This window comes from Mesorhizobium sp. M1A.F.Ca.IN.020.03.2.1, from assembly GCF_004023205.1.
Classification (GTDB): domain Bacteria; phylum Pseudomonadota; class Alphaproteobacteria; order Rhizobiales; family Rhizobiaceae; genus Mesorhizobium.
Window position 1 is genome coordinate 1 of record NZ_RZSV01000180.1, and the last position, 12,093, is coordinate 12,093.

Annotated in this window: 15 protein-coding genes; 10 read left to right on the forward strand and 5 right to left on the reverse strand. The window is 64.2% G+C overall.

Annotated elements, in window-relative coordinates; translation table 11 throughout:
• The 4 genes from ftsY to EOA79_RS23605 form a co-directional block, all read left to right on the forward strand.
• The coding region (gene ftsY, locus EOA79_RS23590) for a signal recognition particle-docking protein FtsY (RefSeq protein WP_128293321.1) at nucleotides 1-1,334 on the forward strand (1,334 nt) is incomplete at its 5' end.
• A 42-nt stretch (nucleotides 1,335-1,376) separates the two neighbouring features.
• Entirely contained in the window at nucleotides 1,377-2,042 is a 666-nt protein-coding gene (locus EOA79_RS23595; RefSeq protein WP_095779961.1) for a septation protein A, read from the forward strand.
• Between the two features lie 24 nt (nucleotides 2,043-2,066).
• Nucleotides 2,067-2,687 carry a pyridoxamine 5'-phosphate oxidase family protein gene (locus EOA79_RS23600; RefSeq protein WP_095825164.1) on the forward strand — a complete coding sequence of 207 codons (621 nt, stop codon included), beginning with the start codon at nucleotides 2,067-2,069 and terminating at the stop codon, nucleotides 2,685-2,687.
• Between the two features lie 39 nt (nucleotides 2,688-2,726).
• Nucleotides 2,727-3,260, forward strand: coding sequence for an NADPH-dependent FMN reductase (locus tag EOA79_RS23605; protein WP_127335756.1), 534 nt, complete (start codon nucleotides 2,727-2,729; stop codon nucleotides 3,258-3,260).
• Nucleotides 3,261-3,272: 12 nt separating this feature from the next.
• On the opposite strand, the gene EOA79_RS23610 is transcribed toward EOA79_RS23605, so the two are convergent.
• Nucleotides 3,273-4,190 carry an SMP-30/gluconolactonase/LRE family protein gene (locus tag EOA79_RS23610; protein ID WP_095825166.1) on the reverse strand — a complete coding sequence of 306 codons (918 nt, stop codon included), beginning with the start codon at nucleotides 4,188-4,190 and terminating at the stop codon, nucleotides 3,273-3,275.
• A 229-nt stretch (nucleotides 4,191-4,419) separates the two neighbouring features.
• Here EOA79_RS23610 and EOA79_RS23615 point away from each other — a divergent pair, with 229 nt between their 5' ends.
• A complete protein-coding gene (locus EOA79_RS23615) occupies nucleotides 4,420-4,587 on the forward strand; it encodes a hypothetical protein (protein ID WP_082953829.1) in 168 nt (55 codons plus the stop codon).
• Between the two features lie 80 nt (nucleotides 4,588-4,667).
• Here the strand turns inward: EOA79_RS23615 and EOA79_RS23620 are convergent, their stop codons facing one another.
• The 4 genes from EOA79_RS23620 to ccmA all read right to left on the reverse strand — a co-directional run bounded on the left by EOA79_RS23620 (nucleotide 4,668) and on the right by ccmA (nucleotide 6,856).
• Nucleotides 4,668-5,249 (reverse strand): DsbE family thiol:disulfide interchange protein, encoded by a 582-nt coding sequence (locus EOA79_RS23620; RefSeq protein ID WP_095825168.1) that lies wholly within the window; start codon nucleotides 5,247-5,249, stop codon nucleotides 4,668-4,670.
• The gene (ccmD, locus tag EOA79_RS23625) at nucleotides 5,246-5,419 is read right to left on the reverse strand and encodes a heme exporter protein CcmD (protein WP_095782730.1); all 174 of its coding nucleotides are present in this window, start codon (nucleotides 5,417-5,419) and stop codon (nucleotides 5,246-5,248) included. The genes EOA79_RS23620 and ccmD overlap by 4 nt, the downstream gene beginning before the upstream one ends.
• Before the next feature lie 128 nt (nucleotides 5,420-5,547).
• Nucleotides 5,548-6,213 (reverse strand): heme exporter protein CcmB, encoded by a 666-nt coding sequence (ccmB, locus tag EOA79_RS23630; protein ID WP_095779955.1) that lies wholly within the window; start codon nucleotides 6,211-6,213, stop codon nucleotides 5,548-5,550.
• Nucleotides 6,214-6,253: 40 nt separating this feature from the next.
• The gene (gene ccmA, locus EOA79_RS23635) at nucleotides 6,254-6,856 is read right to left on the reverse strand and encodes a heme ABC exporter ATP-binding protein CcmA (RefSeq protein WP_095825169.1); all 603 of its coding nucleotides are present in this window, start codon (nucleotides 6,854-6,856) and stop codon (nucleotides 6,254-6,256) included.
• A gap of 283 nt (nucleotides 6,857-7,139) precedes the next feature.
• Between ccmA and acnA the strand changes: the two genes are divergently transcribed.
• The 5 genes from acnA to EOA79_RS33235 all read left to right on the forward strand — a co-directional run.
• Nucleotides 7,140-9,830, forward strand: a complete 2,691-nt coding sequence (gene acnA / locus EOA79_RS23640; protein ID WP_127335306.1) for an aconitate hydratase AcnA — start codon at nucleotides 7,140-7,142, stop codon at nucleotides 9,828-9,830.
• A 351-nt stretch (nucleotides 9,831-10,181) separates the two neighbouring features.
• On the forward strand, nucleotides 10,182-10,970 hold the full coding sequence (locus tag EOA79_RS23645) for a thioredoxin family protein (RefSeq protein ID WP_095825171.1): 789 nt from the start codon (nucleotides 10,182-10,184) through the stop codon (nucleotides 10,968-10,970).
• A gap of 64 nt (nucleotides 10,971-11,034) precedes the next feature.
• Nucleotides 11,035-11,265 (forward strand): GNAT family N-acetyltransferase, encoded by a 231-nt coding sequence (locus EOA79_RS34295; protein ID WP_348627458.1) that lies wholly within the window; start codon nucleotides 11,035-11,037, stop codon nucleotides 11,263-11,265.
• Nucleotides 11,204-11,629 (forward strand): GNAT family protein, encoded by a 426-nt coding sequence (locus tag EOA79_RS23650; RefSeq protein ID WP_245322416.1) that lies wholly within the window; start codon nucleotides 11,204-11,206, stop codon nucleotides 11,627-11,629. Before EOA79_RS34295 ends, EOA79_RS23650 begins: the two co-directional genes overlap by 62 nt.
• A gap of 274 nt (nucleotides 11,630-11,903) precedes the next feature.
• Nucleotides 11,904-12,093, forward strand: a 190-nt coding sequence (locus tag EOA79_RS33235) for a hypothetical protein (RefSeq protein ID WP_206639258.1), incomplete at its 3' end; no start/stop codon positions are given.

Consider the following 12,093-nt stretch of genomic DNA (forward strand, 5'->3'; position numbering starts at 1 on the left):
CGCCAGCGCCGATCGAAGTTCCACCGGGCGAGGCACCTTCTATCGAGCCATCTTTAGAGGTCGGCGCCGCGCCTCATCCGCCTGCCGGCACCTTCTCCCCGTATAGTGACGGGGAGAAGGAAGAAGCGCCAACGCCGACGCCCCCTTCTCCCCGTTCTTCACGGGGAGAGGATGAGGGTGAGGCGCAGCGTAAGCCTGCGGAGGATTTGCCGCCACCGGAGCCGGCTCCGCCGGCGGAAGCCCTGCCTCCCATTCGCCAGGCTGCGCCGGTCGAGCCGGGGCGGATCCTTGCCGAGATCGCGCCCGAGCCGGAAGCCGTCCCCGCGCCGCCGCCGACCCCCGCTGCCGGCAAGGTGACGGTCGCCAAAAAGGTCGAGCAGAAGGCCGAGCCGCAGAAGGCACCGGAGCCGGCCCCGCGGCGGTCCTGGTTCCAGCGCATGCGCGACGGGCTTGCCCGTTCCTCGCGCGAGCTCACCGGCAACATCGCCGGCGTCTTCACCAAGCGCAAGCTGGACGAAGACACGCTGCAGGATCTGGAGGACGTGCTGATCCGCGCCGATCTTGGCGTCGAGACGGCGCTGCGCGTCACCGATTCTCTCGCCTCAAGCCGATACGGCAAGGACGTTTCCGACTCGGAGGTCCGCGCCGTGATGGCGGCGGAAGTCGAAAAAGTCCTGACCACGGTCGCCAAGCCGCTCGAGCTCGATCTCAGCCACAAGCCGCATGTCATCCTGGTCGTCGGCGTCAACGGCACCGGCAAGACCACGACCATCGGCAAGCTGGCGGCCAAGCTGACCGAAGGCGGGCTTTCGGTCATGCTGGCGGCCGGCGACACGTTCCGCGCGGCCGCCATCGAGCAGCTGAAGATCTGGGGCGAACGCACGAAGTCGCCGGTCATCGCCACCAAGCTTGGCGCCGACGCCGCCGGCCTCGCCTACGATGCCTTCGAGAAGGCGAAGGAGGCAGGCTCCGACGTGCTGATCATCGATACGGCCGGCCGCCTGCAGAACAAGACCGAGCTGATGGCGGAGCTGGAAAAGATCGTGCGCGTGCTGGGCAAGCTCGATCCGGAGGCGCCGCACACCGTGCTGCAGACCGTCGACGCCACCACCGGCCAGAATGCGCTCAGCCAAGTCGAGATCTTCCGCAACGTCGCCGGCGTCAACGGCCTGGTGATGACCAAGCTGGACGGCACGGCGCGCGGCGGTATTCTGGTGGCGATCGCCGCCAAGCATGGATTGCCGGTCTATTTTATCGGCGTCGGCGAGCAGGTCGACGACCTCGAACCCTTCTCGGCCAGCGAATTCGCCAGAGCGATCGCCGGCGTTGCTTGAACGATCCCAAAAGCGCCGACTTTCGGGACAACAAGGACTTTCATGAACATCCTCGAACGCGACCCGTCCGACCCGCAGAAACAGAAGAAGGAGGGCATCAACCCGCCGCTCAAGCTGGTGCTCGAGCTCGGGCCGCTGCTGGTCTTCTTCTTCGCCAATGCGCGCGGCGAATGGCTGGCGCAGAAATTTCCGGCCTTGGCCGAGCTCGGCGGCCCGATCTTCGTCGCCACCGGCCTGTTCATGGCCGCCACCGCGTTGGCGCTGATCGCCTCGTGGCTGCTCACCCGCACCTTGCCGATCATGCCGCTGGTGTCGGGCGTCGTCGTCCTTATCTTCGGCGCGCTGACGCTCTATTTGCAGGACGACGTCTTCATCAAGATGAAGCCGACCATCGTCAACACGCTGTTCGGCGGCGTGCTGCTCGGCGGCCTTTTCTTCGGCAAGTCGCTGCTTGGCTATGTCTTCGACTCGGCTTTCAGCCTCGATGCCGAAGGCTGGCGCAAGCTCACCTTCCGCTGGGGCCTGTTCTTCCTCTTCCTGGCCCTCGTCAATGAAGTCGTGTGGCGGAATTTTTCAACCGATGCCTGGGTTACCTTTAAGGTCTGGGGCATCATGCCGATCACGCTTCTCTTCACCTTCAGCCAGATGCCGCTGATCATGCGCCACTCGCTGGAGGAAAAAGCCAAGGAAGAGCAGGCGAGTAAATAGAGCAGGTTCCGGGGAGGGGGCGGCATGGAATTCCTCACCACGCGCGATGAGCTGAGGACGATCTACAAGACGCCGCGGCCGACCGACGGGTCGATCCGCAAGGAACTCAAGGCGCTCGATGGCCACTGCCGTTCCTTCATCGGCAAGAGCCCATTCGTGCTGATCGGCTCCTCCGACGGCGCCGGCAATGCCGACGTGACCCCGAAGGGCGACAAGCCCGGCTTCACCGCCATCCTCGACAGTTCCACCATCGCCATCCCTGACCGTCCAGGCAACAACCGGCTGGACACGCTGGAAAACATCGTTCGTTACCCGTCGGTAGGGCTGCTCTTCCTCATTCCCGGCATGAACGAGACGCTGCGCGTCAACGGCGAAGCCCACATAACCATCGACGCCGGACTGCGCGCCCGCCTGGCCGTCGACGGCAAGGAGCCGCAGAGCGTCATCGTGGTGACGGTCAAGGCCGCTTACATGCACTGCGCCAAGGCCTTTATGCGCTCCGAGCTGTGGGAGCCGGAGACCTGGTATGACCGCGCGAGCCTGCCGACGCTCGGCCAGATCATCCGCGACCAGCTGGCGCTTACAGAGAGCGCCGGCGAGATCGACCGCGAACTGGACGACGATTACCGGCAGACCATGTGGTAGGCTCCCGGGCACGATTCGTCCGAACCGCCCCCGTCACCCTTGCTGAACCTCCCCGCCATATCCGGCAGCCTGCGCGCCGCCTCGACCAATTCGGCCCTTGTCGCGGCGCTTGCCGCCAACATGCCCGCGGATTGCCGCGTCACCGTCTATGACGGGCTCGGCCGCTTGCCGATCTTCAACCCGGACGAAGAGGGCGAGCGCACGCCGTGTGAGGCAAGATACCTGATCGAGGCCGTCACCCGCGCCGATGGCGTCATCGTCTCCTGTCCCGAATACGCCCATGGCGTGCCGGGCGGCATGAAGAACGCGCTCGACTGGCTGGTGTCGCGCGACGCCGCCGTCGGCAAGCCGGCGTTGCTGGTGCACGCCTCGCCGCGCTCGCTCTTTGCCCGCGCCGCCCTTGCCGAGATCATGCGCACGATGTCCTTCGCGCTTTACGAAGAGACCGCGCTGGAGATCGCGCTGCTCGGCAAGAAGCCGCCGGAGGTGGAAGAAATCCTGGCTGAGCCGACCAGTCGGCAGGCGATGCGCGACGCGGTTCGGGCTTTCGCCGGCTTTATCCGCGGCCGCTGACGCCGATGCCGGTCAAAAGGTCTTGGCCCCATTCACCATCAGCCAGACCACATAGAGGGAGGTGGTGCCGCAGATGTAGAGGCGGTTGCGCTTGGCGCCGCCGAAGACGCAATTGGCGACGACTTCCGGCACTTTGACCTTGCCGATCAGCGTACCATCCGGATCGTAGCAATGGATGCCGTCGGCGGCGCTCGTCCAGATGCGCCCGCTTTCGTCCAGCCGGAAGCCGTCGAACAGGCCGGCCGTGCAGTCGGCGAAGACCTTGCCGCCCGAGACCTTCTTGCCGGCCTTGCCGACATTGAAGACGCGGATATGCGCGGGGTTCTTGGCGCCATGGGTGCGGCCCGTGTCGGCGACATAGAGCAGGCTTTCATCGAGCGAGAAGGCGAGCCCATTGGGCCTGACCATGTCGGTGATGACGGCGTCGATCTCGCCCGTGCCGGGGTCGACGCGGTAGACATTGCAGGCGCCGATTTCGCTCTCGGCGTGGTCGCCTTCATAATCGCTGTCGATGCCGTAGGCCGGATCGGTGAACCAGATCGAGCCGTCGGAACGGACGACGACGTCGTTTGGCGAGTTGAGCCGCTTGCCGCGCCATTTGTCGGCGATGGTGGTGACCGAACCGTCATGCTCGGTGCGGCTGACGCGGCGGCCCGAATGCTCGCAGGTGATCAGCCGGCCCTGCCGGTCGACGGTGTTGCCGTTGGAATTGCCGGACGGCTGGCGGAAGACGCTCACGCTGCCATCGGTCTCATCGTAGCGCAGCATGCGGTTGTTGGGGATGTCGGACCAGACGAGGTAGCGGCCGGCGGCGAACCAGGCCGGGCCTTCCGCCCACCGGCACCCGGTGAACAGCTTCTCAACCCGCTCATTGGCGTTGAACAGCCGCGAGAAACGCGGATCGAGAAGTTCATAGTCAGCGGCCGTCATGCTTTCCCTCCCGGCAATCAAAAGACGCGCGATCAAGCCAGCACAGAGCGGAGAAGGCAAGATCGCGGATGCCTCTCACGGCATGTTGACGCGTGTAGGGGCTAAGACGCCATTAACCGGCTATGCGCTGCTTGCAATGGTGCATTGCAACATCTTTCTTTTGCAATGCACCATTCCTATGTCATTCTCGCAATCGATCAGGGAGGAATAACTCAGAAGGAACCTCGTCATGATCTTCGACAACCTCGTCACCCGCGCTCGCACCAACCTCGCCAAGCGCCGCCACTACAATCGTCTCGTCGCAGAAATCGAGAACCTGTCGAGCCGCGATCTCGCCGATCTGCGTGCCGACCGCTCCGAGATGCTCTACCAGATCCACAAGCAGATTTACGGTTGAGTCCGAGGCCGGTCGAGCCGGCCTTTGCGCCGCGTCGCTTCGCTCCTTGCCTCGCACTGGAATGACGACGCAAGGGGCGCCTAACCCGAAACCGCCAGGGCCTTCTCGATCTGCGGCAACAGCAAATCCTTCGCCGATTCCGGCGTCAGCGGCCCGACATGCTTGTAGGCAATCTTGCCGTCCTTGCCGATGACGAAGGTCTCCGGCACGCCGTAGACGCCCCAGTCGATCGCCGCGCGCCCGGCCGGATCGACGCCGATCGCCTGGTAGGGATTGCCGAGATCGCCAAGGAAGCGACGGGCGTTTGCCGGCTCGTCCTTGTAGTTCAGCGCGGCAAGCGTGAACCGCTTGTCCTGCGACAGCGCCAAAAGCACCGGATGCTCTTCCCGGCACGGCGCGCACCATGATGCGAAGACGTTGACCAGCGTCACCTTGCCGGCGAAGGATTTCGAGTCCAGCCCTGGCAGGTTCGAGCCTTCGAGCGGCGCCAGGTTCGTCTGCGGCGCCGGCAGGCCGATCAGGGCCGAGGGAATTTCAGACTCGTCGCGGCCGGACAAAAGCTGCGACAGGAACAACCCCGCCAAGCCCAGGAATACCAGCAGCGGAAGCAGCACGAACAGGCGGCGACGGGGCGATGCCGGGGCTCCGGTTTCCGCGCTCACGGCTTCGCCGTCCCGGCCTTGTCGGAGCGCCGCCGCACGCCGGCCGCGTCGAGCGCCGCGAGCTCACGCTTGCGCGCCCGCTGGTCGAGCAGGATCCAGCCGATCAGCCCGACGAGCACGATCGCGCTGATGGCATAGGCGGCGGCGACATAGAGAGCATGCGCGCTCATATCAGCCGCTCCATCTGCGCACCTTCCGCGCCTGCCATGCCAATCCGTTCGACCATGCCTTCCCTTAACTCTGCGGCACATGCCGCGCAATCAGGCGCGGCGCCGCAGTTGAGAAACGCCCCAGCGCCTCAATCCGTCCCGTGCCTCAACGCCAGCGCCGCGGCCAGCGGTCCGACCACGGCAAGAAACAGCGTCAGCGCGGCAAGAATGAGGAAGGGCTGCAGGAACGGCGCGGGATCGGCCACCGCGCCATAGCTCGCCGAGACGCCGAAGATCAGCACCGGAATGGTGAGCGGCAGCACCAGCACGGAGATCAAGAGCCCGCCGCGCGGCAGCGCCACAGCCACAGCCGCTCCGGCGGCGCCGATGAAGGTTATGGCCGGCGTGCCGACAAGAAGCGTAAATGCCGTCGCGCCGATACCGAGCGGCTCCATGTTCATGAACAGGCCGAGCAAAGGTGCCGCGATCACCAGCGGCAGCACGCTGCCCGCCCAATGCGCCAGACACTTGGTCAGCACCGTCAACGCCAGCATGTGACGGTCGCTGTTGAGCACCAGAAGATCGAGCGAGCCGTCCTCCCGATCGGCCTGGAAGAGGCGATCGAGCCCAAGCAGGCAGGCGAGCAGGGCGGCGATCCACAGGATCGCCGGACCGATGCGCGACAACAGGTTGAGGTCGGGCCCGACGCCGAACGGGATCGTGGCAATCACCGCCAGGAAGAAGATGACGCCGATCAGCGCGCCGCCGCCGGCGCGGATGGAGAGGCGGATATCGCGGAGGAAGAGGGCTAGCATGACTTGATATGCCTTCGCCCAGGGGTGCCTCGCGCCGACATCAGTCACCCATCCTCAACGTCTTTGCTCCCTCGAGCCCGAGCGGCAAATGCGTGGCCGCCACGATGATGCCTCCCTCTCGGCAATGCCCTCTCATCAACCCGGCAAACCGCTCCTCCGAAGCCTTGTCCAGCCCTGCGGTGGGTTCGTCGAGCAGCCAGACCGGCCGGCGGCTGACCAGGAGCTTCGCGATCGACGCGCGCCGCCTTTGCCCGGTCGAAAGGTAGCCGAACGGCAGGTGCCCGAGCCCATCCAATCCGACCGTCTCCAGCGCCTGCCCCACGCTCAAACCAGCCTCGCCCTGGAAGGCGCGCCAGAAGCCCAGGTTTTCTTCGACGCTCAATGCCGTCTTCATCGCATTGAGATGGCCGAGATAGTGCGAGGCCGAAGCGACCGATGGAAACTCGTCGCCGCCGCCCTCGACCTTCACCTTGCCTTCGGCCGGCGGCAGCAAGCCGGCGATGACCCGCAAAAGCGTCGATTTGCCGGCGCCGTTCGGCCCGGTGACGACGAGCGCCTCGCCCCTTTCGAGGGCGAATTCGATACCGGAAAAAACCGTCTCGCCGCCGCGCTCGCCGCCCAGATTTTCGGCGATCAGCCGCATCCTTGCCCGTCCCGAAAGCACCGTTTCGCGGCCGCCGCCGCATCGCACAAATTTGCTTTTCGACTGTCTAGAACTATTCCAGAAAATTCTCTATATGCGGTTCATCCGTGCCAGCGGTCGGCGCGGGAACAGAATTAGCGCCGAACCAGCGCACGCGCCGCCTTCAACGGCTCGGGTTGCTCGGGAGCGGACAGCGGAAATGGCCGTACCCGCACCTTTGCGCGTGATTGCATGCCAACGGCGTCCGTTCCCTTTCAGGCTGAACAGACAAGGACGGATCGCCGTGACGAAATCCCTCGATAGTTTCAACTGCCGCCGCACCCTGACCGTGGGTGGCGCGGACTATGTCTATTTCGACCTCGCAGAGGCGGAGAAAAACGGCCTTGGCGGCACTGCCCAGCTGCCCTATTCGATGAAGGTGCTGCTGGAGAACCTGCTGCGCAACGAAGACGGCCGCTCGGTCACCAAGGAAAGCATCCAGGCGGTCGCGGCATGGCTCACCGACAAGGGCACTGCCGGCGTCGAGATCGCCTACCGCCCGGCGCGCGTGCTGATGCAGGATTTCACCGGCGTTCCGGCCGTTGTCGATCTCGCGGCCATGCGCGACGGCATCAGGGCGCTCGGCGGCGATCCGGAAAAGATCAACCCGTTGGTGCCTGTGGATCTCGTCATCGACCACTCCGTCATCGTCGACGAATTTGGCACGCCGATGGCCTTCGCCCGCAATGTCGAGCTCGAATATGAGCGCAACGAGGAGCGCTACAAGTTCCTGAAGTGGGGCCAGCAGGCCTTCCGCAACTTCCGCGTCGTGCCGCCGGGCACCGGCATCTGCCACCAGGTCAATCTCGAATATCTGGGACAGGTGGTGTGGACCAACGCGGAAGAGGGCGAGACCACAGCCTATCCCGACACCTGTGTCGGCACCGATTCGCACACCACCATGATCAACGGCCTGGGCGTGCTCGGCTGGGGCGTCGGCGGCATCGAGGCCGAGGCCGCGATGCTTGGCCAGCCGGTCTCCATGCTTCTGCCGGAGGTGATCGGCTTCCGCCTCACCGGCAGGCTCAAGGAAGGCGTCACCGCCACCGACCTCGTGCTCACCGTCACCCAGATGCTGCGCAAGAAGGGCGTCGTCGGCAAGTTCGTCGAGTTCTTCGGCCCAGGCCTGTCCAACATGACGCTGGCCGACCGCGCCACCATCGGCAACATGGCGCCGGAATATGGCGCCACCTGCGGCTTTTTCCCGGTCGATAGCGAGACCATCCGCTATCTGACAATGTCCGGCCGCGAGGAAAGCCGCATCGCGCTGGTCGAGGCCTATTCCAAGGCGCAGGGCATGTGGCGCGACGCCGGCTCGGCCGATCCGGTCTTTACCGATCTGCTCGAGCTCGATCTCGGCGACGTCGTGCCGTCGATGGCCGGCCCGAAGCGCCCGGAAGGCCGCGTCGCGCTGCAGGATATTCCCGCCGGCTTCGCCAAGGCGATGGAGACCGAGTACAAAAAGGCCGTCGAGATCTCGAAGCGTTACGCCGTCGAAGGCACCGCTCACGATCTCGGCCATGGCGACGTCGTGATCGCCGCCATCACGTCGTGCACCAACACCTCCAACCCAAGCGTCTTGATCGGCGCCGGCCTGTTGGCTCGCAATGCCAACCGGCGCGGCCTGAAGCAGAAGCCGTGGGTGAAGACCTCGCTGGCGCCCGGAAGCCAGGTGGTCGCCGAATATCTCGAGAAATCCGGCCTGCAGAAGGAACTCGACCAGATCGGCTTCAACCTGGTCGGCTTCGGCTGCACCACCTGCATCGGCAATTCCGGCCCACTGCCGGCGCCGATCTCCAAGACCATCAACGACAAAGGCCTGATTGCTGCCGCGGTGTTGTCCGGCAACCGCAACTTCGAAGGCCGGGTTTCTCCGGACGTCCAGGCGAACTATCTCGCCTCGCCGCCGCTGGTGGTGGCGCATGCGCTGGCCGGCACCGTCACCAAGGACCTCACCACCGAGCCGCTCGGCGAGGGCAGCGACGGCAAGCCGGTCTATCTCAAGGACATCTGGCCGACCTCGGCCGAGATCCAGGAGTTCATCGAGAAGAACGTCACGCGCGAGCTTTTCGCCCGCAAATATGCCGACGTCTTCAAGGGCGACGAATATTGGCAGAAGGTGAAGGCGCCGGAAGGCCAGACCTATGCCTGGGACGATCATTCGACCTATGTGCAGAACCCGCCTTATTTCGCCGGCATGGGCCGCGCCTTCGGCAAAGTGGGCGACATCAAGGGCGCGCGCGTGCTTGGTCTCTTCGGCGACAAGATCACCACCGACCACATCTCGCCGGCCGGCTCGATCAAGGCGGCTTCGCCGGCAGGCAAGTACCTCACCGAGCACGGCGTCGGCGTCGCCGACTTCAACCAGTACGGCACGCGGCGCGGCAACCATGAGGTGATGATGCGCGGCACCTTCGCCAACATCCGCATCCGCAACCACATGCTGGGCGAGAACGGCCGCGAAGGCGGCTACACGATCCACTATCCCTCGAAGGAGGAGATGTCGATCTACGACGCCGCCATGGAATACAAGAAGGAAGGCGTGCCGCTGGTCATCTTCGCCGGCGTCGAATATGGCAACGGCTCCTCGCGCGACTGGGCAGCCAAGGGAACCAACCTCCTTGGTGTCCGCGCCGTCATCGCCCAGTCCTTCGAGCGCATCCACCGCTCGAACCTGGTCGGCATGGGGGTCATCCCCTTCGTCTTCGAGGACGGCACCTCATGGGCTTCCCTCAACCTCAAGGGCGACGAGCTGGTCGAGATCGACGGCCTGGATGCCATCAAGCCGCGCCAGAAGATGACGGCCAAGGTCACCTATGGCGACGGCACGCTGAAGAACGTGCCGATCATCTGTCGCATCGATACGCTGGACGAACTCGACTACTTCAAGAACGGCGGCATCCTGCAATACGTGCTGCGCGATTTGGCTGCGTAGCGACAGGGAATAGGGTAGGCATAGGCAGGGGGGAGATACTCCCACTGCCTAGTGCCTACTGACGTTCTAATTAAACTGCGGCAGGCCAAGCATTCTCCGCCCGGCTCAAAGTCCAAGTCCGATTGGCGCGCAATAGAAATCCTCCGGCAGCAGCAAACTTACCCCTTCGCGGCGATGCGGTCCCGAAATCGAACCGGGTCGAAGAATGCAGTGGCCCCTCCTGTCGCCGCCTTACCTGCGGTCGCGGCGACAAAATTTCACCGCAACGTGACTTCCCGTTGACTGTCCGTTCTGCCACATATTTTAGCAACCAGAACAAGGCCGGCGTGACCGGCGGGAATTGGAACGGTCATGGCATTGCGAGGACCATTGCGGCTTACGGCAGTTGCGCTGGTCCTCACGGCGTTGAGCCGCGTGGCCTCGGCAGCCGAGCTTGAGAAAGCCGCGACCGGCAAGCCGCAGACTGAAAAGCCTTTGGGCGTCGTCGAGTTGTTCACCAGCCAGGGCTGCAGCTCCTGTCCGCCGGCCGATGAATTCTTGGCCGAGCTGGCGGCGAAGGAAAATGTCGTCGCGCTCGCATATCACGTCAATTACTGGGACTATCTGGGCTGGCAGGACACGCTGAGCAACAAAGAGAACACCGAGCGGCAGTATGACTATATGCGCGCCTTTGGCAGCCGTTCGGTCTATACCCCGCAAGCCGTCATCAACGGTCGCAGCCATGTCAACGGCGCCAACCGCAAGGAGATAGACGGCGAGCTGGCCCGCATGGACAGGACCGGCGAGGGCATGCGGGTCGGCATCAAGGTGAGCCGCACCAGCGATCGGGTCATGATTGACGCCGGCGATGCCGGCAATGGGCCGACCGACGCCCATGTGGTGATCGTCTATTTCGATCCGCCGCAGATGGTGAAGATCGGCCAGGGCGAAAACAGCGGCCGCAACATGACCTATTGGAACGCCGTTTCCGACATCCAGATCGCCGGCATGTGGAACGGCAAGGCGCAGCGTTACGAGCTGCCGATGACGGAGATTGCGAAGAAGGGCGGCTGTGCCGTGCTGCTGCAGTCCGTCGGCAAAGACGGCGTCCCGGGACCGATTCTCGGCGCCGCGCTCATCCGCAAGCCTGACCGGCTCTGACGGCTCCGCTGACAAAACCTGATCGCCGACGAAAGCCGGCCGGGGCCCACGAAGCAGAGCATCCATGGCAAAGCGACCCGAGCCGCACCCGATTCTCCTAACGACGCGGCTGCGCCTGCGTCAGTTCAGGGCTGAGGACACGGATGCGATGCACGAATGCTTTGCCGACCCGGAGGCGATGCGGTTTTTGGAACGCACCAGTCCACACCAAGCGCACCGAGACCGAGCGCACCGTGCTCAGATATGTCGCCTGCACCCCGTCCTACCATCGGCACTGGGCGGTCGCCGACATTGAGACTGACCGCTGCCTCGGCCTCGTCAGCTATCACGATGGCCACATCCGCAACAAGCGTGCGGCCATCGGCTATTTCATCAACCCCGCATATCAGAGCCGGGGCATGGCCACCGAGGCTGTCTCGGCGATGCTCGACTTCTGTTTCGACGATCTCGGCCTGCACCGTCTGCAGGCGTTCATCGATCCCAACAACACCCCGTCGCGCAAATTGGTCGAGAAACTCAGATTCGGGCGCGAAGGCCTACTGCGTGATCATCTGCGTGTCGGCGGCATCTGGCGCGATGAGATCCTGTATGCGCTCCTTAGGACTGGTCGCTCATCCAGCGCAGCGGTTCCAGCTCTCTTCCCTGAGCGTGCATTGTGATGACGCCCGCCGGGCCGCGAGACAGGGGCCGGCGGGCCAGAGCGGACAGGCATGAAAAAACCGGCGTCAGCTTGCTTCTGACGCCGGTTATTCAGGTTTTGGGATCGTCGCACCTGATTTTTCCAAGGAAAAACCGAGGTTGGTTCGATCCGACGCTGACCCGTGGGCGGGGGGCTTGGGGTTTACGAGCCGGTGCCGGACCGAACCGTCTCAGGCAACGCGGGTAAACTCGTCGGACATTGGGGCATGAGCGCGGATAATTTGTGGCGACAATGTGGCAGAGCATCACCAATTCCAACACGCGTTTTGCAAACGTGACTGGACCTTTCGGAAACGGCGGACCGCAAGCCTGCTTCGCCGGCCCTTGCAATTCGGCCGCGAAAGCGCGAACCTTGGCCGGCGCAAGATTCAATCGAAGGATCGCGGCATGACCGATCACAGCAGCGGGACGGAGGATGGGGAAG

Coding starts and splice junctions, on each gene's coding strand:
- EOA79_RS23595 (WP_095779961.1), top strand. CDS start 1,377: ATGAACATCCTCGAACGCGACCCGTCCGACCCGCAGAAACAGAAGAAG.
- EOA79_RS23600 (WP_095825164.1), top strand. CDS start 2,067: ATGGAATTCCTCACCACGCGCGATGAGCTGAGGACGATCTACAAGACG.
- EOA79_RS23610 (WP_095825166.1), bottom strand. CDS start 4,190: ATGACGGCCGCTGACTATGAACTTCTCGATCCGCGTTTCTCGCGGCTG.
- EOA79_RS23615 (WP_082953829.1), top strand. CDS start 4,420: ATGATCTTCGACAACCTCGTCACCCGCGCTCGCACCAACCTCGCCAAG.
- ccmD (WP_095782730.1), bottom strand. CDS start 5,419: ATGAGCGCGCATGCTCTCTATGTCGCCGCCGCCTATGCCATCAGCGCG.
- ccmB (WP_095779955.1), bottom strand. CDS start 6,213: ATGCTAGCCCTCTTCCTCCGCGATATCCGCCTCTCCATCCGCGCCGGC.
- ccmA (WP_095825169.1), bottom strand. CDS start 6,856: ATGCGGCTGATCGCCGAAAATCTGGGCGGCGAGCGCGGCGGCGAGACG.
- EOA79_RS23645 (WP_095825171.1), top strand. CDS start 10,182: ATGGCATTGCGAGGACCATTGCGGCTTACGGCAGTTGCGCTGGTCCTC.
- EOA79_RS34295 (WP_348627458.1), top strand. CDS start 11,035: ATGGCAAAGCGACCCGAGCCGCACCCGATTCTCCTAACGACGCGGCTG.